The 22,473-nt window shown below is 69.9% G+C and carries 21 protein-coding genes; 20 read left to right on the plus strand and 1 reads right to left on the minus strand.

What is annotated here, in order from left to right; translation table 11 throughout:
* Position 1: 1 nt before the first annotated feature.
* From ACLQ6X_RS11405 to ACLQ6X_RS11490, 18 genes are all read left to right on the plus strand, one after another.
* On the plus strand, positions 2-949 hold the full coding sequence (locus tag ACLQ6X_RS11405) for an aspartate carbamoyltransferase catalytic subunit (RefSeq protein WP_411700298.1): 948 nt from the start codon (positions 2-4) through the stop codon (positions 947-949).
* 5 nt (positions 950-954) lie between these two features.
* Positions 955-2,280, plus strand: a complete 1,326-nt coding sequence (locus tag ACLQ6X_RS11410) for a dihydroorotase (RefSeq protein ID WP_411700282.1) — start codon at positions 955-957, stop codon at positions 2,278-2,280.
* A complete protein-coding gene (locus tag ACLQ6X_RS11415; protein WP_411700283.1) occupies positions 2,273-2,773 on the plus strand; it encodes a hypothetical protein in 501 nt (166 codons plus the stop codon). Before ACLQ6X_RS11410 ends, ACLQ6X_RS11415 begins: the two co-directional genes overlap by 8 nt.
* On the plus strand, positions 2,770-3,924 hold the full coding sequence (gene carA / locus ACLQ6X_RS11420; protein WP_411700284.1) for a glutamine-hydrolyzing carbamoyl-phosphate synthase small subunit: 1,155 nt from the start codon (positions 2,770-2,772) through the stop codon (positions 3,922-3,924). The genes ACLQ6X_RS11415 and carA overlap by 4 nt, the downstream gene beginning before the upstream one ends.
* Positions 3,924-7,226 carry a carbamoyl-phosphate synthase large subunit gene (gene carB, locus ACLQ6X_RS11425; RefSeq protein WP_411700285.1) on the plus strand — a complete coding sequence of 1,101 codons (3,303 nt, stop codon included), beginning with the start codon at positions 3,924-3,926 and terminating at the stop codon, positions 7,224-7,226. Before carA ends, carB begins: the two co-directional genes overlap by 1 nt.
* Complete coding sequence (gene pyrF, locus ACLQ6X_RS11430; RefSeq protein WP_411700286.1) at positions 7,223-8,071, plus strand: orotidine-5'-phosphate decarboxylase; 849 nt, start codon at positions 7,223-7,225, stop codon at positions 8,069-8,071. Before carB ends, pyrF begins: the two co-directional genes overlap by 4 nt.
* The gene (gmk, locus tag ACLQ6X_RS11435; protein ID WP_411700287.1) at positions 8,068-8,964 is read left to right on the plus strand and encodes a guanylate kinase; all 897 of its coding nucleotides are present in this window, start codon (positions 8,068-8,070) and stop codon (positions 8,962-8,964) included. Before pyrF ends, gmk begins: the two co-directional genes overlap by 4 nt.
* A gap of 48 nt (positions 8,965-9,012) precedes the next feature.
* Complete coding sequence (gene rpoZ, locus ACLQ6X_RS11440) at positions 9,013-9,273, plus strand: DNA-directed RNA polymerase subunit omega (protein WP_184235522.1); 261 nt, start codon at positions 9,013-9,015, stop codon at positions 9,271-9,273.
* A gap of 29 nt (positions 9,274-9,302) precedes the next feature.
* A complete protein-coding gene (coaBC, locus tag ACLQ6X_RS11445) occupies positions 9,303-10,487 on the plus strand; it encodes a bifunctional phosphopantothenoylcysteine decarboxylase/phosphopantothenate--cysteine ligase CoaBC (protein ID WP_411700299.1) in 1,185 nt (394 codons plus the stop codon).
* A gap of 35 nt (positions 10,488-10,522) precedes the next feature.
* The gene (metK, locus tag ACLQ6X_RS11450; protein WP_411700288.1) at positions 10,523-11,719 is read left to right on the plus strand and encodes a methionine adenosyltransferase; all 1,197 of its coding nucleotides are present in this window, start codon (positions 10,523-10,525) and stop codon (positions 11,717-11,719) included.
* Between the two features lie 26 nt (positions 11,720-11,745).
* Entirely contained in the window at positions 11,746-13,755 is a 2,010-nt protein-coding gene (locus ACLQ6X_RS11455; RefSeq protein WP_411700289.1) for a primosomal protein N', read from the plus strand.
* Between the two features lie 128 nt (positions 13,756-13,883).
* The gene (gene fmt / locus ACLQ6X_RS11460) at positions 13,884-14,822 is read left to right on the plus strand and encodes a methionyl-tRNA formyltransferase (RefSeq protein ID WP_411700300.1); all 939 of its coding nucleotides are present in this window, start codon (positions 13,884-13,886) and stop codon (positions 14,820-14,822) included.
* Positions 14,819-16,195 (plus strand): transcription antitermination factor NusB, encoded by a 1,377-nt coding sequence (locus tag ACLQ6X_RS11465; RefSeq protein ID WP_411700290.1) that lies wholly within the window; start codon positions 14,819-14,821, stop codon positions 16,193-16,195. The genes fmt and ACLQ6X_RS11465 overlap by 4 nt, the downstream gene beginning before the upstream one ends.
* 2 nt (positions 16,196-16,197) lie before the next feature.
* Positions 16,198-16,857: a ribulose-phosphate 3-epimerase gene (gene rpe, locus ACLQ6X_RS11470; RefSeq protein ID WP_411700291.1), complete on the plus strand. Its 660-nt coding sequence runs from the start codon at positions 16,198-16,200 to the stop codon at positions 16,855-16,857.
* Positions 16,858-16,935: 78 nt separating this feature from the next.
* Entirely contained in the window at positions 16,936-17,913 is a 978-nt protein-coding gene (locus ACLQ6X_RS11475) for a nucleoside hydrolase (protein ID WP_411700292.1), read from the plus strand.
* 11 nt (positions 17,914-17,924) lie between these two features.
* Positions 17,925-18,689 (plus strand): nucleoside phosphorylase, encoded by a 765-nt coding sequence (locus tag ACLQ6X_RS11480; protein ID WP_411700293.1) that lies wholly within the window; start codon positions 17,925-17,927, stop codon positions 18,687-18,689.
* Positions 18,690-18,705: 16 nt separating this feature from the next.
* Positions 18,706-20,115 carry an 8-oxoguanine deaminase gene (locus ACLQ6X_RS11485; RefSeq protein WP_411700294.1) on the plus strand — a complete coding sequence of 470 codons (1,410 nt, stop codon included), beginning with the start codon at positions 18,706-18,708 and terminating at the stop codon, positions 20,113-20,115.
* A gap of 454 nt (positions 20,116-20,569) precedes the next feature.
* Positions 20,570-20,944 (plus strand): FKBP-type peptidyl-prolyl cis-trans isomerase, encoded by a 375-nt coding sequence (locus tag ACLQ6X_RS11490; RefSeq protein WP_184235498.1) that lies wholly within the window; start codon positions 20,570-20,572, stop codon positions 20,942-20,944.
* A gap of 46 nt (positions 20,945-20,990) precedes the next feature.
* On the opposite strand, the gene ACLQ6X_RS11495 is transcribed toward ACLQ6X_RS11490, so the two are convergent.
* Positions 20,991-21,950, minus strand: a complete 960-nt coding sequence (locus ACLQ6X_RS11495) for an LLM class flavin-dependent oxidoreductase (protein ID WP_411700295.1) — start codon at positions 21,948-21,950, stop codon at positions 20,991-20,993.
* A gap of 70 nt (positions 21,951-22,020) precedes the next feature.
* On the opposite strand from ACLQ6X_RS11495, the gene ACLQ6X_RS11500 reads away from it, so the two are divergent.
* Together ACLQ6X_RS11500 and ACLQ6X_RS11505 are read left to right on the plus strand one after the other, a co-directional pair.
* Entirely contained in the window at positions 22,021-22,224 is a 204-nt protein-coding gene (locus ACLQ6X_RS11500; protein WP_411700296.1) for a hypothetical protein, read from the plus strand.
* A gap of 41 nt (positions 22,225-22,265) precedes the next feature.
* On the plus strand, positions 22,266-22,473 hold a 208-nt coding region (locus tag ACLQ6X_RS11505), incomplete at its 3' end, for a phosphoribosyl-ATP diphosphatase (protein WP_411700297.1).

The following is a 22,473-nucleotide window of genomic DNA, read 5'->3' on the forward strand; positions in this document are numbered from 1 at the left end:
CATGCGCCACCTGCTCTCCACCAAAGACCTCGGGCGCGACGAGGCCGTCGCGATCCTCGATGTCGCCGAAGACATGGCAGACGTCGCCGGCCGCGAGGTCAAGAAGCTGCCCGCCCTGCGCGGCAAGACGGTCGTGAACCTCTTCTTCGAAGACTCCACCCGCACGCGCATCTCGTTCGAGGCCGCGGCCAAACGCCTCAGCGCGGATGTCATCAATTTCGCCGCGAAGGGATCGAGCGTCTCGAAGGGCGAGAGCCTGAAAGACACAGCCCAGACCCTGGCCGCCATGGGAGCCGACGCCGTCGTCGTTCGCCATCCGGCCTCCGGCGCACCGAGCGTGCTCGCCCAGAGCGGCTGGATCGACGCCGGAATCGTCAACGCGGGCGACGGAACCCACGAGCACCCCACCCAGGCGCTGCTCGACGCGTTCACCATCCGACGACGCCTCCACGGCGCCGCCGCGCGCGGCCGCGACCTCGACGGAGTCAGCGTCACGATCGTCGGCGACATCCTGCACTCCCGGGTGGCCAGGTCCAACGTCTGGCTGCTCACGGCGCTCGGCGCGCGCGTGCACCTCGTCGCGCCGGCGACGCTCGTGCCGCTCGGCATCGAGGGCTGGCCTGTCACGGTCGGCTACGACCTCGACGCGGCCATCGCGACGAAGCCCGACGTGGTGATGATGCTGCGCATCCAGGGCGAGCGCATGAACGCCGCGTTCTTCCCGAACGCCCGAGAGTACGCGCGCCAATGGGGCCTCGACGACGCGAGGCTCGCCCACCTGCCTGCGGCTAGTCTGGTTATGCACCCCGGGCCGATGAACCGCGGACTGGAAATCTCGTCGAAGGCCGCCGACTCCGCGCAGTCGACGGTGCTGGAGCAGGTGGCCAACGGGGTGTCGATAAGGATGGCCGTTTTGTATCTGCTGCTGTCTGGAACTGTGGAGTTGTGAGGAATATGACCATCGTCATCACGGGCGCGACTCTGCCCGACGGTTCGACCACCGACCTGCTCGTCGACGGGGGAGTGATCACCGAGGTGGGTTCCTCGCTCAGCTCGGCGGGCGCCACCGTCATCGACGCGAACGGCCTCCTCGCCCTCCCCGGCCTCGTCGACCTGCACACCCACCTCCGCGAGCCCGGCTTCGAGCAGAGCGAGACCGTGCTCACCGGATCACGCACCGCCGCGATCGGCGGATTCACGAGCGTCTTCGCCATGGCCAACACGAGCCCGGTCTCCGACACCGCCGGCGTGGTCGAACAGGTCGCCTCCCTCGGCGCCGAGCACGGCTACGTCACGGTGCGCCCGATCGGAGCCGTCACCACGGGACTCGCCGGCAAGGCGCTCAGCGAGATCGGCGCCATGGCCGGTTCGCGCGCCCGGGTGCGCGTCTTCTCCGATGACGGCATCTGCGTCTCCGACCCGTTGCTGATGCGCCGCGCACTCGAGTACGTGAAGACCTTCGACGGCGTCATCGCGCAGCACTCGCAAGACCCGCGCCTCACCGAGGGCGCACAGATGAACGAGGGAGCCCTCTCGAGCGAACTCGGCCTCGCCGGCTGGCCCGCCGTCGCCGAAGAGTCGATCATCGCGCGCGACGTGCTGCTCGCCCAGCACGTCGGCGCCCGACTGCACGTCTGCCACATCTCCACCGCCGGTTCCGTCGACGTGATCCGCTGGGCGAAGGCCCGCGGCATCGACGTGACCGCCGAGGTCACGCCGCACCACCTGCTGCTCACCGAGCAGCTCGTGCGCGGCTACGACTCGCGTTTCAAGGTGAATCCGCCGCTGCGCCGCGAAGAGGACGTGCTCGCCCTGCGCGCCGCCCTCGCCGACGGCACCATCGACATCGTAGCCACCGACCACGCCCCGCACCCGCTCGAGGCGAAGGAGTGCGCGTGGGACGAGGCCGCGAACGGCATGGTCGGACTCGAGTCCGCCCTCAGCGTCGTGCAGGCCGCGATGGTCGACACGGGACTCATCGGCTTCGCGGATGTCGCGCGAGTGCTCTCGTCGAAGCCGGCGGAAATCGGTCGGCTGGCCGGATACTCCACGGCCTTCGGTGTGGGCGACCACGCCAACTTCACCCTGTACGACCCCACGGTCAGCCGTGAGTTCTCGGTGAACGAGTTGCACGGCAAGAGCGTCAACTCGCCCTACCTGCAGCGATCCCTGCCCGGACAGGTCATCGCCACCATCCACGACGGCTACGCCACGGTGCTCGACGGTGTGCTCGTCGACGCCGCCCGCGTCGCCGAGCAGGCCGGGGTCGCACGTGGATAGGGTCGGGCTGGCCGCGCTCGTGCTCGGAGCGCTCGTCGTCTTCCTCGGGCTCATCGCGCTCGGTTGGTACGCGCGCAAGCGCCGCCAGCGCGGCATCGCCGCGCCGCAACGGCCGCCCGAACACCTCGGCGAGGTCATCGGCGAGTTCCCCGGTTTCTACGTCGCTACGACCCTCGCCGACGACCGTTTCAACCGGGTCGCCGTGCACGGCCTCGGTTTCCGGGCCAGGAGCACCGTCGTGGTCGCCGAGACCGGCGTCGTCGTTCCGATCGCCGGGCAGCCCGACATCTTCATCCCGCGGGAAGACATCACCCTCGTCGCCCGCGCCACCTGGACCATCGACCGGGTCGTCGAGACCGACGGACTCACCATGATCGCGTGGGGTCTCGCCGAGACCGCGGTCGAAAGCTATTTCCGTGCCGAGAACTCGGAGGCGTTCCTCGCCGCCGTGAAGGCTCTCGCGCCCCTCACCACAGAAAGGGACTCGAAATGAGCATCCCCACTCCCGCCGTCTTCGTGCTCGAAGACGGAACGCGCTACACGGGCCGCGCCTACGGCGCACTCGGCCGCACGCTCGGCGAGGCCGTCTTCGCGACCGGCATGACCGGCTACCAGGAGACGCTGACCGACCCGAGCTACGCCGGCCAGATCGTTCTGATGACCGCGCCGCACATCGGCAACACCGGTATGAACGACGAAGACCTCGAGTCGAGCCGCATCTGGGTCGCCGGATTCGTCGTGCGCGACCCCTCCCGCGTGGTCTCCAACCACCGCTCGCAGCGCTCCCTCGACGACGACCTCGTCGAGCAGGGCGTCGTCGGCATCAGCGGCGTCGACACCCGCGCCATCACCCGTCGCCTGCGCGACTCGGGCGCCATGCGCGCCGGGATCTTCTCCGGCACCGACACCGGGCTGAGCGACGACGAGCAGCTCCAGATCGTGCGCGCCGGCCGTGACATGCGCGGTCTCAACCTCTCGAGCGAGGTGTCGACGCAGGAGGCGTATGTCGTTGCCGCCATCGGCGAGAAGATCGGCAACCTCGCGGTGCTCGACCTCGGCGTGAAGACCTCCACCCTCAGCTACCTCTCGCAGCGCGGCTTCGACGTGCACGTGCTCCCGCAGAACGTGACGCTCGACGAGGTGCTGGCGATCGAACCCGTCGGCGCGTTCTACTCGAACGGGCCCGGCGACCCGGGCGCATCCGACCAGCATGTCGACCTGCTCCAGGGCATCCTGCGCGAGGGCCTGCCGTTCTTCGGAATCTGCTTCGGCAACCAGCTGCTCGGGCGCGCGCTCGGCTTCGGCACCTACAAGCTGCCGTTCGGCCACCGGGGGATCAACCAGCCCGTCGTCGACGTGTCGACGGGTCGCACCGAGATCACGAGCCACAACCACGGCTTCGCGGTAGACGCGCCCATCGGCGAGATCACCGAGTCGCCCGCCGGATTCGGCCGGGTCGAGGTGAGCCACGTCAACCTCAACGACAACGTGGTGGAGGGCCTCAACGCCCTCGACATCCCCGCGTTCAGCGTGCAGTACCACCCCGAGGCCGCCGCCGGCCCGCACGACTCCAACTACCTGTTCGACCGGTTCCGCGATCTCGTCATCGCGAAGCAGACCTCCAGCACCGAAGGAAACATCTAATGCCCAAGAGGGAAGACATCACGTCGGTACTGGTCATCGGCTCCGGCCCGATCGTCATCGGCCAGGCGGCGGAATTCGACTACTCGGGCACGCAGGCCTGCCGGGTGCTGCGCGAGGAGGGTGTGCGCGTCATCCTCGTCAACTCGAACCCGGCCACCATCATGACCGACCCCGACTTCGCCGACGCGACCTACATCGAGCCCATCACCTGGCAGGTCATCGAGACGATCATCGCCACCGAGAAGCCCGACGCCATCCTGCCGACGCTCGGCGGCCAGACCGCGCTCAACGCGGCCATCGACCTGCACAACCACGGCATCCTCGAGAAGTACGACGTCGAACTCATCGGCGCCAACTTCGAGGCGATCAACAAGGGCGAAGACCGCCAGATCTTCAAACAGCTCGTGCTCGACGCCGGCGCCGACGTGGCGAAGAGCTACATCGCGCACACGGTCGAGGAAGCCATCGGGTTCGCCGAAGACCTGGGCTACCCGCTCGTCATCCGCCCCTCCTTCACCATGGGCGGGCTCGGTTCGGGCTTCGCCTACGACCGCGACGAACTCGTGCGCATGGTCGGCGACGGCCTGCACCAGAGCCCGACCACCGAGGTGCTGCTCGAGGAGAGCATCATGGGCTGGAAGGAATACGAGCTCGAGCTCATGCGCGACACGGCCGACAACACGGTGGTCGTCTGCTCGATCGAGAACGTCGACCCCGTGGGCGTGCACACCGGCGACTCCATCACCGTCGCGCCCGCGCTCACCCTCACCGACCGCGAATACCAGAAGCTGCGCGACATCGGCATCGACATCATCCGCGCCGTGGGCGTCGACACCGGCGGCTGCAATATCCAGTTCGCCATCGACCCCGCGAACGGGCGCGTCATCGTCATTGAGATGAACCCCCGCGTGTCACGTTCGTCGGCGCTCGCGAGCAAGGCCACCGGCTTCCCCATCGCCAAGATCGCGGCGAAGCTGGCCATCGGCTACCGCCTCGACGAGATCGACAACGACATCACCAAGGTGACGCCCGCGAGCTTCGAGCCCACGCTCGACTACGTGGTCGTCAAGGTTCCCCGCTTCGCCTTCGAGAAGTTCCCGGCCGCCGACACGACCCTCACGACCACCATGAAGTCGGTCGGCGAGGCCATGGCGTTCGGCCGCAACTTCTCCACCGCGCTGCAGAAGGCGCTGCGTTCGCTCGAGAAGCGCGGCTCCAGCTTCCACTGGCGCTACGAGCTGCGCGACAAGGCGGCGCTGCTCGAGCTCGCGAGCGTGCCGACCGACGGCCGCATCGTCACCGTGCAGCAGGCGCTCGTCGCCGGTGCCACCGCCGAGGAGGTCTTCGAGGCCACCAAGATCGACCCCTGGTTCATCGACCAGATCGTGCTCATCAACGAGGTCGCCGCGAGCATCGCCGGCGCCGAGACGCTCGACGAGGCCGTCTTCCGGCACGCGAAAGACCACGGCTTCAGCGACGTGCAGATCGCCGAGATCCGCGGTCTCGACGAGGCCGAGGTGCGCTCGGCTCGCTACGAGCTCGGTGTGCGCCCGGTCTTCAAGACCGTCGACACCTGCGCGGGCGAGTTTCCGGCGCTCACGCCGTACCACTACTCGAGCTACGACCTCGAGACCGAGGTGCGCCCGAGCAACCGCCGCAAGGTGATCATCCTGGGTTCCGGCCCGAACCGCATCGGCCAGGGCATCGAGTTCGACTACTCGTGCGTGCACGCGAGCTTCGCGCTCTCCGACGCCGGCTACGAGACCATCATGATCAACTGCAACCCCGAGACCGTGTCCACCGACTACGACACGAGCGACCGCCTCTACTTCGAGCCGCTCACCCTCGAAGACGTGCTCGAGATCGTGCACGCCGAGAGCCAGAGCGGCGAGCTCGTCGGTGTCGTCGTGCAGCTCGGCGGACAGACCGCCCTCGGCCTCGCGCAGGGACTGAAGAACGCCGGCGTGCCCGTTCTGGGCACCACCCCCGAGGCCATCGACCTCGCCGAAGAGCGCGGCCTGTTCTCGAAGATCCTCGAGAACGCCTCGCTCATCTCGCCGAAGAACGGCACGGCCACCACCTCCGAGGAGGCCGTGGCCATCGCCGAGAACATCGGCTACCCGGTGCTCGTGCGTCCGTCGCACGTGCTCGGCGGCCGCGGCATGGAGATCGTCTACGACACCGAGAGCCTGTTCGACTACTTCGAGCGGGTGAAAGACCTCGTGATCATCGAGCCCGGGTCGCCGCTCCTCGTCGACCGCTTCCTCGACGACGCGATCGAGATCGACATCGACGCGCTCTACGACGGCACCGAGCTCTACATCGGCGGCATCATGGAGCACATCGAGGAGGCCGGCGTGCACTCGGGCGACTCCGCCTGCACCCTGCCTCCCGTGACCCTCGGCCGCGACGTCATCGACCGGGTGCGCACGGCGACACTCGGCATCGCCGAGGGCATCGGTGTGCGCGGCCTGCTGAACGTGCAGTTCGCCATCGGCCAGGGCATCCTCTACGTGCTCGAGGCGAACCCGCGCGCCAGCCGCACGGTTCCCTTCGTCTCCAAGGCTCTGGGCATCCCGCTCGCAAAGGCCGCCGCCCTCGTGATGGTGGGCGACAGCATCCGTTCGCTCGTCGACTCCGGGCTCCTCCCGGCGCAGGACGGCTCCGTCGTGCCGATGGATTCCCCGGTCGCCGTGAAGGAGGCCGTGCTGCCGTTCAAGCGTTTCCGTACTAAGGAAGGACACGTGGTCGACTCCGTGCTCGGCCCGGAGATGCGATCGACCGGCGAGGTCATGGGCATCGACTCGAACTTCCCCAAGGCGTTCGCGAAAAGCCAGGAGGCCGCGTACGGCGGACTGCCCAACTCGGGCAGCGTCTTCGTGTCGGTCGCCGACCGCGACAAGCGCGCGATCATCCTGCCGATGCTGCGCATGAGCCAGCTCGGCTTCGAGATCCTTGCCACCGAGGGCACGGCCGAGATCCTCAGCCGCAACGGCATCCCCGCCCGCATCGTGCGCAAGTACTTCCAGGGGCAGGTGCACGTCGAGGGGGAGCCGACCATCGTCGACCTCATCAACCAGGGCGAGGTGGATGTCGTGATCAATACCCCGAGCGGACGCAGCGCGCGCGCCGACGGCTACGAGATCCGCACCGCCACGGTCGCGGCCGACAAGCCGCTGTTCACCACGATCGCCCAGCTGGCCGCCGCCGTCGCGTCGTTCGAGGCGGTGCGCGAGCCGTTCACGGTGCGTTCCCTGCAGAACTACGCGATCGACCGCGCGGAGAGGCTGGCCGCCGTATGACGCCGACCTTCGGCACGCGACTCTCCGACACCTTCGCCACCTCGGGCCGGCTATGCGTGGGCATCGACCCGCACGCCTACCTGCTGGGGCAGTGGGGGTTGTCGGATGACGCGCGGGGTGCGCGTGAATTCGGACTGCGTGTCGTCGAGGCCACCGTCGGGCGCGCCGGCATCGTCAAGCCGCAGGTCGCGTTCTTCGAGCGCCACGGCTCAGCTGGATACGCCGCCCTCGAGGCCGTGCTCGGCGCCGCCCGCGACGCTAACCTCCTCGTGATCGCCGACGTCAAGCGCGGCGACGTCGGCACGAGCGTCGAGGCCTACGGCGAGGCCTGGCTCACGCCGGGTTCGCCGCTGGAGTCGGACGCCATGACGATCAGCGCCTTCCAGGGCGTCGGGTCGATCCGGGCGCCCCACGACCTCGCGACCGCCCACGGCAAAGGCCTGTTCGTGCTCGCGGCGACCTCGAACCCCGAGGCCGCGACGCTGCAGACCGCGACCGTGACCGCGGGACCCACTGCCGGAAGCTCGGTGGCGGCGAGTATCGTCTCTGACGTGCACGACTGGAATCAGCTCGAATCGGGCCTCGGTTCGACGGGCGTCGTCATCGGCGCCACCGTCGCCCTCGCCGACTACGGCATCACGCCGCAGTCGCTCGCCGGCACGCCGATTCTCGCTCCCGGATTCGGCCACCAGGGCGCACTCGTCGCCGACGTCGGCGCGCTCTTCGGCGCTGCGACCGCCGGCGTCATCGTGAGCGCTTCGCGCAGCATCCTCGCCGCCGGTCCGTCCTCGATCGCGGCCGCGATCGACGCGCAGAACACCGAGATCGCGGGGGCGTTCGCATGAGCCCGCGACCCACTCCGCCCGAGGTCGACCGCGTCGCTGCGGCGCAGGCCGCCGTGGCAGCGCGCCGTGCCCGCGCCGCAGTCAAGAAGTCGGTCGCCGACCGGTCGCGTACCGCTCTCGACGTCGCCGAGACCGCGTGGGCGCAGCCGCACACCGCCGAGGCGTCGCTGCGGGTCACCGAGCTGCTCACGAGCATCCCGACCCTCGGCCCCACGCGCGTCGCGCGGGTGATGGACACCCTCGCCATCTCCGACCGCAAGCGTGTCGGCGGACTCGGCACGCGGCAGCGCGTGCGGCTGCGCGAGTACCTCGTGACACGCGCGGGCGGCGAACCGGCGCGACTCGTCGTACTCGCCGGCCCCACCGCCGTCGGCAAGGGCACGGTCTCGGCGCACATCCGCGAGAACTACCCCGACGTGCTGCTCAGCGTCTCGGCCACCACGCGCAAGCCCCGCCCCGGCGAGGTCGACGGCGTTCACTACTACTTCGTCAGCGACGATGAGTTCGACCGCATGATCGCCGCCGACGAGTTGCTGGAGTGGGCGATCGTGCACAACTCCTACCGGTACGGCACGCCGCGCCCCCCGATCGACGCCGCCCTCGGCGCCGGCCGTCGGGTGCTGCTCGAGATCGACCTGCAGGGTGCGCGGCTCGTGCGCCAGGCGATGCCCGAGGCCATCCTGGTGTTCTTGCTGCCTCCGACGTGGGAAGAACTGGTGCGCCGGCTCATCGGCCGGGGCACCGAGGACGCCGCCGAACAGTCCCGCCGGCTCGAGACGGCCAAGGTCGAATTGGCCGCCCAAGACGAGTTCGACGTCAAGGTCGTCAACCGCGACGTCAGCGAAGCGGCGCGAGAAGTCGTAGAGTTGATGGCAGTGCCCGTTTCCCCATAGGGGTTCGCGCGCGCCTACTTTTCTCAATTCCCCTATAAAGGAGCACTAATGGCTGACAAGAACAGCGGAATCATTGACCCGCCCATCGACGAACTGCTGTCGAAGGTCGACTCCAAATACCAGCTCGTGATCTTCGCGTCGAAGCGCGCCCGCCAGATCAACAACTACTACGCCGACCTGCACGAGGGAAGCCTCTTCGACAACGTCGGACCGCTCGTCGACTCGACCATCGAAGACAAGCCGCTCTCGGTAGCCCTGCGCGAGATCAACAACGACAAGCTCGAGCTCAAGAGACTGTCGGGCGAGTAATCACCTCTGAGAATCACCCAGTGACCGTCTTGAACGTCGTCGTCGGAATTACCGGCGGTATCGCGGCGTACAAGGCGGTTTCTGTCGTCCGGGCCCTGGTTCTGGCCGGGCACGACGTGCACGTCGTCGCGACGGATGCCGCGCTCAAGTTCGTGGGGAAGCCGACTCTCGAGGCCATCAGCCGCAATACCGTGCACACCGACCTCTACGAGGGTGTGGCCGAGGTGCGCCACGTGGCGATCGGCCAGGCCGCCGACCTCATCGTGATCGCCCCGGCCACCGCCAACTCGATCGCGAAGCTCGCCGCCGGCATCGCCGACGACCTGCTCGGCAACACCGTGCTCGCGTCGACGGCGCCGGTCGTCATCGCACCGGCGATGCACACCGAGATGTGGCAGAACCCCGCCACCGTTGCGAACGTGGCCCTGCTGCGGTCGCGCGGCGTGCACGTCGTCGGCCCCGCGGTCGGGCAGCTGACCGGCAAAGACAACGGCCCCGGACGCCTGTCCGAGCCCGACGACATCGTCGCGGCGGCCCTCGCCGTCGTCGCCACCAAAGACCTCGCGGGAATGAGGCTCCTCGTCACCGCGGGCGGCACCCGTGAGGCGCTCGACCCCGTGCGCTACATCGGCAACCGGTCGAGCGGAAAGCAGGGCCTCGCTATCGCCCACGCCGCCGCCGCCCGCGGAGCCACCGTCACGCTCATCGGGGCCAACCTCGAGGTGCACGCCGCGGCATCCGAATCTCTCACCGTGGTGCACGTGGGTTCTACCCTCGAACTCGAGGCCGCCGTCGTCGCCGCCGCTCCCGAGGCGCAGGTCGTCATCATGGCCGCCGCGGTCGCCGACTACCGTCCCGAGTCCGTCGCGCAGAGCAAGATCAAGAAGGAGACGCAGGGCGACACCCTGCAGCTCACCCTCGTGAAGAACCCCGACATCCTGGCCGGCCTCGCCGAGAGGCGCGCACCCGGGCAGCTGATCATCGGCTTCGCCGCGGAGACCGAGCAGGGGCGTGACGCCCTCGTCGAACTCGGCCGCGCCAAGATCGCGCGCAAGGGCGCCGACTATCTCGTCCTCAACAGGGTGGGCTGGAGCGAGGGCTTCGCCACAGACGGTAACGCCATCATCGTGCTCGATCGGGCCGGAGATATAGTGAGCGAGGCGAGCGGCAGCAAGGCGTCGGTGGCCGAACGTATCCTCGACCTGTTGATCTAATTCCTTCACCCTTTCACCCAGCCAGAGGCTAATCAATGAGCTCCCCACTGCGTCTTTTCTCGTCCGAATCCGTGACGGAAGGCCACCCTGACAAGATCTGCGACCAGATCTCCGACAGCATCCTCGACGCGCTGCTCACGGTCGACCCGCAGGCCCGGGTCGCTGTCGAGACCCTCGTCACCACCGGTCTCGTGCACGTCGCGGGCGAGGTCACGACGAGCGGGTACGTCGACATCCCCACGATCGTGCGCAAGCGCATCTCCGAGATCGGCTACAACTCCTCCGACGTCTGGTTCGACGGCCGCTCGTGCGGCGTCTCGGTCTCGATCGGCGGCCAGTCGCCCGACATCGCCGCGGGTGTCGACCACGCCCAGGAGACCCGCGAAGAGTCGAGCGGCGACATCGACGACATCCAGGGTGCGGGCGACCAGGGCATCATGTTCGGGTTCGCCACCATCGAGACCCCCGAACTCATGCCCCTGCCCGTGTGGCTGGCGCACCGCCTCGCCGAGCGTCTCGCGTTCGTGCGCAAGTCGGGCCTCGTCGACTACCTGCGCCCCGACGGCAAGACCCAGGTGACCATCGGCTACGACGGAGCCATCCCGCGCACCGTCGAGACCGTCGTCGTCTCCACCCAGCACTCGCCCTCGATCTCCACACAGCAGCTGCGCACAGAGATCGAAGAGATCGTCATCCGCCCGGTGCTCTCCACGATCGATCTCGACTCGAACAACGTTCGCGTGCTCATCAACCCCACCGGTGTGTTCCACATCGGCGGACCTCAGGGCGACGCCGGCCTCACCGGCCGCAAGATCATCGTCGACACCTACGGGGGAGCGGCCCGTCACGGCGGCGGGGCCTTCAGCGGAAAAGACCCGTCGAAGGTCGACCGTTCGGCGGCCTACGCGCTGCGCTGGGTAGCCAAGAACGCCGTCGCGGCCGGATTCGCCGACCGCCTCGAGGTACAGGTCGCCTATGCCATCGGCAAGGCGTCGCCCGTTGGGCTCTACGTCGAGACCTTCGGCACCGCCCACGTCGGCGAAGACATCATCATCGACTCGATCCAGTCGGTGTTCGACCTGCGCCCGAGCAAGATCATCAGCGAGCTCGATCTGCTGCGGCCGATCTACGCCGAGACGTCGACCTACGGCCACTTCGGCCGCGAACTGCCGAACTTCACCTGGGAGCGACTCGATCGCGTCGACGCCCTGCGCGCCGCCGCGAAGCTATAGAAGCGCTCTTCGAGACGGAGGCGGCGATGACTCAGGCACCGGGCGGCCACCGTCCGATCGCCCGCGTACTCATCGACTCCCCGCTGCCGCAACTCGACCGGCTGTTCGACTACGGCATCCCCGAGGCACTGCGTGAGCGGGCCGTCGCGGGTGTGCGCGTGCGGGTGCCGCTGCGCTCGGCCGGCCGGGTCGCCGACGGCTTCATCGTCGAGATCGCGCCGCCCGGCGACTACACGGGTGTGCTGAGCGAGATCGAAGAGGTCGTCTCCGCCGTCCAGGTGCTCACGCCCGAGGTGTGGGCGCTCGCCCGCAAGGTGTCCGAGCGCGCCGCGGGCAACGCCAACGACATCGTGCGGCTCGCCGTTCCGAACCGTCAGGTGCGCGTCGAGAAAGCATTCCTCGCCGCCGCCGAGGCGCAGCCCGACGACGGTGGGCGAGCGTCGCTCGCGCCCCTCGACGCGCCGGCGCGGGTGCAGGGATACGGCGACGGCGTCATAGAGACCGCGATCGCCGCACGATCGCGGTTCGCGGTCGACGCCATCCCGCTCGTCGCCGAGGTGTCGCCCGGCGTGTGGGTGGGCGAGTGGGCCGTCACCATGGCGGCCGCGGCGGCCGCGACGCTCGCGGGCGGTGCGACGGCCATTCTCGCCGTGCCCGACTACCGCGACCAGGAACAGCTGGCGTCGGCTCTCGCCGCGATTCTGCCGGCGCAACGCGTCATCCGTCTCGATGCGAAGCAGTCCAACCCCGACCGCTACCGGGCCTTCCTGCGCTGCCTGAGCGACGACCCCGTCGTGATCATCGGCAACCGGTCGGTCGTCTACGCCCCCGCGGCGAACCTGGGGCTCGTCGCGATCTTCGACGACGGCGACCCGCTGCACAGCGAGCCGCTCAGCCCCTACGTGCACTCCCGTGACGCCGCGCTCGTGCGGCAAGAGCAGAGCGGCTGCGCACTGATGTTCCTCGGGCACGCGCGCAGCACCGAGGTCGAGCGGCTCGTCGAGGTGCACTGGGTGCGTGCCTTCGCGCCGCAGCCCGCCGTCCTGCCCAAGGTCGTGCCGACCGCGCAGCAGTCGTCGGAAGACCGGCTCGCGGCGCAGGCGCGCATTCCGTCCACCGCCTGGCGCGAGGCCCGCGCCGCGCTCGAGTTCGGGCCGGTGCTCGTGCAGGTCGCGCGGCCCGGCTACGCGCCGAAGCTCTCCTGCGCCGACTGCAAGCGCAGCGCCCGGTGCATGAAGTGCGAGGGTCCGCTCGGCCAGAAGACCTCGCGCTCGACCCCGGCCTGCAACTGGTGCGGCGCCCTCGCCGTCGACTGGAAGTGCGCGAACTGCGACGGCGAACGGCTGCGCTTCGTCGGCTCCGGCGCCGGGCGCACCGCCGAAGACCTCGGCCGCGCCTTCCCGGGCGTGCGCGTCATCGTCGCCGACGGCGAGCGGCCCATCCTCACGGTCGGTGCCGAGCCGGCGCTCGTCATCGCCACCCGCGGCGCCGAGCCGATCGCGGCGGGCGGCTACCGCGCCGTGCTGCTGCTCGACGGCGAGAGCATGATCGCGCGAGAGAGCCTGCGGGTCGCCGAGGACTGCCTGCGCTGGTGGTCGAATGCCGCGGCCCTCGCGGCGCGGCGGGCGCCCATCGTGCTCGTGGGTGTCGGCGGCGCGCTCGCCTCGGCGTTCGTCACGTGGCGGCAGGCCGACTTCGCCCGCTCCGAGCTCGCCGACCGGCGTGCCCTGCGTTTCCCGCCCGCCGTGCGCGTCGCGACCGTCACGGGCACGGTGCAGGCCGTCGCCGACGCCGTCGCGGCGCTGGGCGTCGACGGCCCCGACATCCTCGGCCCGGTAGACGTCGACGGCGGGGGAGTGCGCACCATCGTGCGCTTCGACTACGCCAGGGGCGCCGAGATCGCCGCGGCCCTGCGCGCCGAGGTGGTCAAGTCGGCCGCCAATCGCCGGCGTGCCCTCGGCAAGGCCGCCCGCGGTCCCGTGCCGGTGAGCCTCAAGGTGCGCTTCGACGACGTCGAGCCGTTCCTCGAGCAATAGCGCGTTGCCGGTCGAGTGAGGCCGCCTGCGGCCTGTATCGAGATTTCAGCGAGGTTTCGATACGGTCGCTGAGCGACCTACTCAACCAGCTCGATCCACGGATGGGGGAGAATGACCTAATGACTTCTCTGCGCCTCGTCTTCGCCGGCAGCCCGGCGGCCGCCGTGCCGAGCCTCACGACTCTCGCCGCCTCGCGGCACGAGGTCGCCGCGGTGGTCACCCGTGAGGATTCGCCCCAGGGGCGCCGCGGCATCCTGACCCCGACCCCCGTGGCAACCCTCGCCGACGAGCTCGGTATTCCGACGATCAAAGCCAACCGGCTCGCGGGCGACGCGACCGAGGCGATCACGGCCCTGCGGCCCGACCTCGGCGTCATCGTCGCCTACGGCGGCCTCGTGCGCGAACCGCTGCTCAGCGCGCCGAAGTACGGCTGGGTCAACCTGCACTTCTCGCTGCTGCCGCGCTGGCGTGGCGCTGCCCCCGTGCAGCGCGCGATCATGGCCGGTGACGACCTCACGGGTGCCACCGTGTTCCAGCTGGTTCCCGAGCTCGACGCCGGCGACGTCTTCGGGCAGTTCACGCAGTCGATCGGCTCGCACGAGACCGCCGGTCACCTGCTCGACTCGCTCGCCGTGAGCGGTGCCGAGCTTCTCGCCGCCGTCGTCGACGCTATTGCCGAAGGCGATGCCCGGGCCGAGCCGCAGGCCGGCGACGTGACCCTCGCCCCCAAGCTCACCCTCGCCGACGGCCTGGTCGATTTCGCCCGGCCCGCCCACGACGTGGTCAACCTCGTGCGCGGCGTGACCCCAGAACCCGGAGCCTTCACCACGCTCGACGGCGCCCGCCTCAAGATCATCGACGCCGCGATCGCGAGAGACGCACCGCGCCTCGTCCCCGGCCACCTCGCCCAGGAAGGCAAGCTCATCCTCGTTGGAACAGCGACAGAACCCGTGCAGCTCGTGACCGTGCACCCGGCGGGCCGCAAGGCCATGAACGCCGGCGACTGGTGGCGCGGCCGCCCCGCCGACGCCGCGACCGTCGTCGACGCCCCGGCGGTCGCCGAGTGAGCGCCGTGCAGCCCGCGCGCCGCATCGCGCTCGACGTCATCCTCGCGGTGCGAGAGTCGGATGCCTACGCGAACCTCCTCCTGCCCGTGCGCCTCCAGAGGGCCAAGCTCTCCGAGGCCGACGCCGGCCTCGCGACCGAACTGACCTACGGCACGCTGCGCCGCCAGGGCTACTACGACGCGGTCATCGCGCTGGCGGCCGGACGCCCGGTCGACAAGATCGACCCCGCGATCCTCGACGTGCTGCGACTCGCCTGCCACCAGCTGCTGTCGATGCGCGTCGCCCAGCACGCCGCGGTCGACGAGTCCGTGCAACTCGCCAAGACCGTCGGCTCGAACTCCGCCACCGGGTTCGTGAACGGCGTGCTGCGCACCATCACCCGCACCCCGGCCGCGGAATGGCACGAGCGCGCCCTCGACTCGGCCAAGAACGCCGACGAGCGTCTCGCCATCGCGTACTCGCACCCCGTCTGGATCATCCGGGCCTTCCGCTCCGCCCTCGCCGCGGAGGGCCGCGCCGCCGAGCTCGACGCGCTGCTCGAGGCCGACAACGTGGCACCGCGGGTGAGCGTCGTCGCGCTTCCCGGCGAATCCACCGTCTCCGAACTCGACGCCTACGCAGCCGCCTACTCGCCGGTCGGCGCCGTGCTCGACGGGGGAGACCCGCTGCAGCTCGAGGCCGTACGTGCCGGTCGTGCCCGCGTGCAAGACGAGGGCTCGCAGCTCGCGGCCCTCGCGCTCAGCCGCGTGCGCCCGATCGTGGCGGGCGAGCGCTGGCTCGACCTCTGCGCCGGCCCGGGCGGCAAGGCCGCCCTGCTCGCCGCGGAGGCCCGCGTCGGCGGGGCCACGCTGATCGCCAACGAGGTCGTTCCCGCCCGCGCCGAACTCGTGCGCAATGCCCTCGCCGTCTTCGAACCGGCGCCCGAGGTGTGGGAGCTCGACGGCACGACCGTCGGCGACGACCACGCCGACGAGTTCGACCGCATCCTGATCGACGCCCCCTGCACCGGTCTCGGCGCCCTGCGTCGCCGACCCGAGGCACGCTGGCGCAAGTCGCCGCGCGACGTGGCCCACCTCTCGGGGCTGCAGTCGAACCTGCTGAACGCCGCGATCACCGCGCTCAAGCCGGGCGGCGTGCTCGCCTACGTCACCTGCTCGCCGCACCTCGCCGAGTCGAAGGTGATCGTCGAGGGTGCCGTCAAGAAGTGGGGCGCCGCCATCGAGCGCATCGACACTCCCGCGGTGCTCGCGACGATCACCGACGCCGAGCTCGACCTGGGCCCGACCAACGGACCGCCAGCGCAGCACGCCCAGCTCTGGCCGCACCGCCACGGCACGGACGCCATGTTCATCCAGCTCATCAGTAAGGTCTAGCCATGCGTGTGCGTATCAACCCCAGCATCCTCGCCGCCGACTTCGCCAACTTCGAGCGCGAACTCGGCCGCATCGCGACCGCCGACCTCGTGCACGTCGACATCATGGACAACCACTTCGTGCCGAACCTGACTTTCGGGCCGACGATGACCGAGCGCCTCCAAGAGCTCTCGGCGATCCCGCTCGACGTGCACCTCATGATCGACGACCCCGACCGCTGGGCCCCCGGGTACGCCGAACTCGGCGCGTACTCCGTCACCTTCCACGCGGAGGCCGCGAAAGACGCGGTCTCGCTCGCCCGCCGCCTGCGCGACATCGGCGCCCGCGCCGGCATCGCCCTGAAGCCCGGCACGCCGGTCGAGCCGTTCCTCGACCTGCTGCCCGAGTTCGACCAGGTACTCGTGATGACCGTCGAGCCCGGCTTCGGCGGCCAGAGCTTCATGGCCGAGACCATGCCGAAGCTCGGCCTGCTGCGCGAAGCGGTGACGAAGTCCGGCCTCGACGTGTGGCTGCAGGTCGACGGCGGCATCACCGCCGACACGATCGTCATCGCGGCCGAGGCCGGAGCCGACACCTTCGTCGCCGGCTCGAGCGTCTTCCGCGGCGAGCCCGCCGACAACATCGCCTCGCTGCGCGCCGCCGCCGAGGCCCACGTGCACTAGCCGACCCCGCACCGCAACAGCCCGGAAACACGCCGCGGCTAGCATCGGCACGTCCACCCTCAGAACCACCGGAGCACCATGACCACCGCACGCGTCCCCTACTACCTCGACTGCGACACCGGAATCGACGACGCTCTCGCCGTCGCCTACCTCCTCGCGGCGGCCGCCGACGAGTCGAACGGCATCGAGATCGTCGGCATCGGCAGCGTGAGCGGCAACGTTTCCGCCAGCGTCGGCGCCCACAACACCCTCGACCTCATCTCGCTCTCCGGACGCGACGACATCCCGGTCGCCGTGGGCGCGCACCACCCGCAGGGCGGCTCGTTCCGCGGCGGTGCCCCCCACGTGCACGGGGCCAACGGCATCGGCGACGTCGTGATCGCGAAGTCCGTGTCATCCGTTCTCGTGGGCGAATCCGCCGAACAGCTGCTCGTGCGCCTCGCCCACGAGCACGAGGGCGAACTGCGCGTCATCGCGATCGGCCCGCTCACCAACATCGCGGCGGCCCTGCGCCTCGACCCCGCCCTGCCGGGACTGGTCAAGGAACTCACGCTGATGGGCGGCGCCGCGAACGTGCCCGGCAACATCACGCCCGTCGCCGAGGCGAACATCGCAAACGATGCGGATGCCGCGGCGGAGGTCTTCGCGGCCGACTGGTTCATCACCATGGTGCCCCTCGACGTGACGATGCCCAACGTCTTCCTCGAGCACCACCGCGAGGCGCTCATCGAGTCGGGACGACCCGTCGCGGTCGCGCTCGGTCACATGCTCGACTACTACTTCGAGTTCTACGTGGGCGTCTACGGGCACCGCGCCTCGGCGCTGCACGACCCGCTCGCGGTGGCGATCGCACTCGGCGATGTCGGGCTCAAAACGGCCCCCGTCGTGCGCGTGCTCGTCGACGACACCGACGGTCCCGGCCGCGGCCAGACCATCTGCGACCTGCGCGGCATGTACAACGGCTTCCCCGAACAGTCGGGGGCCCACGCGCGCGTCGTGCTCGCCCTCGACGACGACTTCGCACCCACCCTGCTCGCCACACTGCTCACCGCCTAGTTAGGACCGTCATGACCGTCGTCGACAAGGACTCCGAAGGACAGGGCGTTCGCCAGTACCACATCGGCATCGCCCCGGGCGAGGTGAGCTCGGTCGCGCTGCTGCCGGGCGACCCCTTCCGCGTGCCGATGATCGCCGAGTTCCTCACCGACGTGAAGGACGTCGCCCACCAGCGCGAGCACCGCACGATGACGGGGTACTACAAGGGCAAGCACATCACGGCCACCTCGACCGGCATGGGCTGCCCGTCCACCGCCATCGCGGTCGAGGAGCTGGCCCGGGTGGGCGTCACGTCGTTCATCCGCGTCGGCAGCTCGGCCGGTCTGCAGGCGGGCATCGAGCCAGGCGACCTGCTTGTGAGCGAGGGCACTCTGCGCAACGACGGCACCACGGCCGCGTACGCGCACCACGGGTTCCCGGCCGTCCCCGACCTGAAGATCGCGGTCGAGCTGCACCGCATCGCCCTCGAACTCTCGGCCGGCTCGTCGACAAACGTCTTCTCGGGCATCAATGCCAGCGACGACGCCTTCTACGCCGAAGGCCCGGAGTGGATCAGCGAGCTCAACCGCCTCGGCATCCTCAACGTCGAGATGGAGAGTTCGGCGCTGTACGTCGTCGCCCGCCTGCGCGGCCTGCGCGCCGGCATGATCTGCGCGGCCTCGAGCAACCTCGTCGACGGGGCCTCGCTCTATTCCGACAAGAACACGGCGATGAAAGAGGGCTGGATGCGCAGCATCGAGGTCGCGCTCGAGACCGCCGTCAGCCTCGACCTCTAACGGAAAGCGAAACCCGATGATCCGCACGATTATCAGCGGCGCCACGATCGCCGCCGTCGACGCCCTCGGCACCGAGCACGCCAGCGGCTGGGTCGCGTTCGACGACGCCGAGATCGTCGGTGTCGGCGGCGGCCTCCCGCCCGAGTGGGCCGTTCGCGGTCACGGACCGGCGGGGGAGACGCTCGCTGCGCCGCCCACGATCGAGCTGATCGACGGCACGGGGCACCTGCTCACCCCCGGGCTGATCAACACCCACCACCACCTCTACCAGTGGCTCACCCGCGGCTGGGCGCAGGACTCGATCCTGTTCGACTGGCTCGTCGCGCTCTACCCGGCCTGGTCGATGATCGACGCCGACCTGGTCGAGGCGGGCGCCGAGGCGGCCATCGCCGTGCTCGCCCGGTCGGGCTGCACGACGGTCGCCGACCACCACTACGTGTTCCCGGCCGGATCGGGCGACATCCTCGGCGGGATCGTTGCGGCGGCCTCCCGCGTCGGGGTGCGCTTGCACGGCACCCGCGGCTTGATGGACCTCGGCCGCTCGCAGGGCGGGCTGCCGCCGGACTTCGCCGTGGAGACCACCGGCGCGGCGCTGCAGGCCAGCGCCGACGCCGTCGAGAAGTACCACGACCCGGCGCGAGAGGCGATGGTGCAGATCGCCATCGCTCCGTGTTCGCCGTTCTCCGTGACATCCGACCTGCTCTCCGAGGCCGCCGTGCTCGCCCGCTCTCTCGACGTGCGCCTGCACACGCACGGCTCGGAGACCGTGGAGGAGGACGCGTTCTGCCTCGAGAAGTGGGGCAAGACGCCCACCCAGTACCTCGACGACCTCGGCTGGCTCGGCGACGACGTCTGGATGGCGCACTGCGTGCACCTCGACGACCACGCGATCGGCCGCTTCGCCGCCACCGGCACGGGAGTCGCGCACTGCCCGTCGTCGAACGCCCGGCTCGCCGCCGGCATCGCTCCCGTGCCGCAGTTGCTAGCCGCGGGTGTCCCCGTCGGGCTCGGAGTCGACGGTTCGGCGTCGAACGAGTCGGGGCAGCTCGGCACCGAGATCCGCAACGCCGTGCTGATGAACCGCCTGCGCGCGGGCGCCGACGGCATGACCGGACGGCAGGGGCTCTACATCGCGACGATGGGCGGCGCGCGAGTGCTCGGACGCCAGAACGAGATCGGCTCGATCGAGGTCGGCAAGCTCGCCGACCTGGTGCTCTGGCGCGTCGACGGCGTCGAGCACGCGGGCATCGCGGACCCCGTCGCGGCGCTCACGCTGGGCGCCCAGCCGCCGGTGACCAAACTCTTCGTGCACGGCCGCGTGGTGGTCGACGACGGCGAACTCGCCCGTGTCGACGAGCGCGGTGTAGCCCGCGCGGCGACGCGCGCGGCGACGGCCCTCGCCCAGCGCGCCGGCGTCCTGGCCTAGCCGCTGGGCACTCAAAGGCCCTCACGCCCCCACGCCGATCTCGCAACTCAGGCAGAATCACGAGCCGCAGGCCAGCACCCGCCGGTTTCCGGGCTCCGGTTCATCCGCCGGCCGTTTCTGCCTGAGTTGCGAGAACCCGCGTTCGTGATTCAGGGCGGATGCGCCCGTGGTCCGCACGACCCGCGCCAGACCGCGCGACGAGCCGCGCGGCCGGGTATCCGTCCTGAATGCGGAACATCCGTCCGGGAAATCAGCCGCGGTGACCTCGCAACTCAGGCAGAATCGGGCGCCGCCGGTACCGCGCCCGCGCGATACCGGGCCCCGCGTCATCCGCCGGCCGTTTCTGCCTGAGTTGCGAGATCCCGTGCACGCCGCCACGGCCCGGCGATTCCGCCACGGGCGTACCCGACGAGATCCCGCCCGCCGCAGCACGGGGATCTGCTTGGATGGAGCCATGACTGATTCACCGAAGACCAAGCCCGAAGTCGAGTTCTACGAGGGCCCCGAGCCCACCGAACTCGTGATCATCGATATCGAAGAGGGAACCGGCGCGGAAGCTCAGCCCGGCGCGACCGTCGACGTGCACTACCTCGGCGTCGATTTCGAGAGCGGCGAAGAGTTCGACTCCAGCTGGAGCCGCGGCCAGAGCATCAACTTCCCGCTCGGCAGCCTCATCGCCGGCTGGCAGCAGGGCATCCCCGGCATGAAGGTCGGCGGACGTCGCCAGCTGATCTGCCCGCCCGAGCTCGCCTACGGCCCCGTCGGCGGCGGACACCGCCTCTCGGGCCGCACCCTCACCTTCGTGATCGACCTGCTCGGCACGAAGTAGCAGCACCGCACGCGGGCCCGTCGAGCGATCGGCGGGCCTGCGCTCGTTAACCCCCGACCAGCCGCGCCAGATCTTCGAGCGCCCGGAACGGGTCGTCGCCGGCAGGCAGCAGCACGACGCTGTTCGCGCCGGCCGCGTACAACTCGTCGAGCCGCGCCCGCGCCGACTCGACCGTGCCGACGACCGCCAGCTGGTCCACCCACGCGTCGGGAAGGGCGGCCGCGAACGCCTCGGGAGACGCCACCGACGCGCGCAGGGCGAAGAACTCCTCGGCGAACGGCAGCGGTTCGATGTGCACCCGGCCGTCCGGTTCGCCTACCCAGTCGAGCCGGGTGCGGGCGACTTTCCGCGCGACAGAGGCATCCGGATGAACCGCCGCCACGTTGTACGCCACGATCCGGTGCGGGCGGCTCGCATCGATCTGTCGGCGAACCGTCTCGAGGTACTCGGGGGTTACCGGTTCCGCGAGGGCCGTGCCGTCGGCGACGCGCCCCGACAGCGCGAGCGATTTCGGACCCCGCACCCCCGCGAGGACGAGCGGCGGTTCGGCGGCGGGGCTCTCGAGTTCGACACCGCGCAGCCGCACGTACCGTCCCTCGACCGACACGGTCTCCGCGTGCAGCAGCGACCGCATCGCGACGATCGTCTCCTCCAGCATCGTCAGCGGGCTCGCCGGCCAGGCGCCCACCTGTCGCATCCACGCCGGCATGCCGTGCCCGACCCCGATCGTCACCCGGCCGGGGAACAGCTCGGCCAGCGTGTTCGCCTCGAGCGTCGCGAACGCGACGTTGCGTGCGGCGGCCGGCAGGATGCCGATGCCCACGTGGATGCGCGAGGTGACGGCCAGCGCGACCGCCGCCTGCGCGATTCCACCGCGGAAGAAGCAGTCTTCGACGATCCAGAGTTCGCCGAAGCCGAGCGTCTCTGCCGCGCGGGCGAAATCGGCGATGCGGTCGGCGGCGAGGTCGCGGGGGAGGGAGACACCCAGTGCACGGTCGTTGAGCATGAGGGCACTCTATCGATTGCTCGCAATTCGGGGCTGGCGGGGCTAGATTGGCCCAAAGGACGGAGTCCGCGTGTTCCTCACCATTTTCGCGATCGGTATCGTCGCCATCATCCTGATCATCAGCGCCCTGCTCATCTGGCGCGAGCGACGCGCCGGCGACTACCAGGACCACCTCGACCCGCGCGACCAGCCGGGAGGCGAGCATGCCGCGGCCATGGCAGCCGCCTACTCCTCGGGTCCCTCGAGCATGGGCGGCGGGGCCTTCGGCCCGTGACCGTGCGCGGGGCGGGCGCCACGACTAGTACCCTTGACCTCGTGAAAACTTTCGACGACCTGTTTGCCGAGCTGAGCGAGAAGGCCGTGTCACGCCCCGAAGGGTCTGGCACCGTCGCAGAGCTCGACGCCGGCGTGCATGCCATCGGCAAGAAGATCGTCGAAGAGGCAGCCGAGGTGTGGATGGCCGCCGAGTTCCAGAGCGACACCGAAGCTGCCGAAGAAATCTCGCAGCTGATCTACCACGTAC

This window comes from Conyzicola sp. (assembly GCF_046714715.1).
Classification (GTDB): Bacteria; Actinomycetota; Actinomycetes; order Actinomycetales; family Microbacteriaceae; genus Conyzicola.

Coding starts and splice junctions, on each gene's coding strand:
- ACLQ6X_RS11405 (WP_411700298.1), top strand. CDS start 2: ATGCGCCACCTGCTCTCCACCAAAGACCTCGGGCGCGACGAGGCCGTC.
- ACLQ6X_RS11410 (WP_411700282.1), top strand. CDS start 955: ATGACCATCGTCATCACGGGCGCGACTCTGCCCGACGGTTCGACCACC.
- ACLQ6X_RS11480 (WP_411700293.1), top strand. CDS start 17,925: ATGACCGTCGTCGACAAGGACTCCGAAGGACAGGGCGTTCGCCAGTAC.
- pyrF (WP_411700286.1), top strand. CDS start 7,223: ATGACGCCGACCTTCGGCACGCGACTCTCCGACACCTTCGCCACCTCG.
- carB (WP_411700285.1), top strand. CDS start 3,924: ATGCCCAAGAGGGAAGACATCACGTCGGTACTGGTCATCGGCTCCGGC.
- ACLQ6X_RS11485 (WP_411700294.1), top strand. CDS start 18,706: ATGATCCGCACGATTATCAGCGGCGCCACGATCGCCGCCGTCGACGCC.
- carA (WP_411700284.1), top strand. CDS start 2,770: ATGAGCATCCCCACTCCCGCCGTCTTCGTGCTCGAAGACGGAACGCGC.
- metK (WP_411700288.1), top strand. CDS start 10,523: ATGAGCTCCCCACTGCGTCTTTTCTCGTCCGAATCCGTGACGGAAGGC.
- ACLQ6X_RS11475 (WP_411700292.1), top strand. CDS start 16,936: ATGACCACCGCACGCGTCCCCTACTACCTCGACTGCGACACCGGAATC.
- rpoZ (WP_184235522.1), top strand. CDS start 9,013: ATGGCTGACAAGAACAGCGGAATCATTGACCCGCCCATCGACGAACTG.
- gmk (WP_411700287.1), top strand. CDS start 8,068: ATGAGCCCGCGACCCACTCCGCCCGAGGTCGACCGCGTCGCTGCGGCG.
- rpe (WP_411700291.1), top strand. CDS start 16,198: ATGCGTGTGCGTATCAACCCCAGCATCCTCGCCGCCGACTTCGCCAAC.
- ACLQ6X_RS11495 (WP_411700295.1), bottom strand. CDS start 21,950: ATGCTCAACGACCGTGCACTGGGTGTCTCCCTCCCCCGCGACCTCGCC.
- ACLQ6X_RS11490 (WP_184235498.1), top strand. CDS start 20,570: ATGACTGATTCACCGAAGACCAAGCCCGAAGTCGAGTTCTACGAGGGC.
- ACLQ6X_RS11455 (WP_411700289.1), top strand. CDS start 11,746: ATGACTCAGGCACCGGGCGGCCACCGTCCGATCGCCCGCGTACTCATC.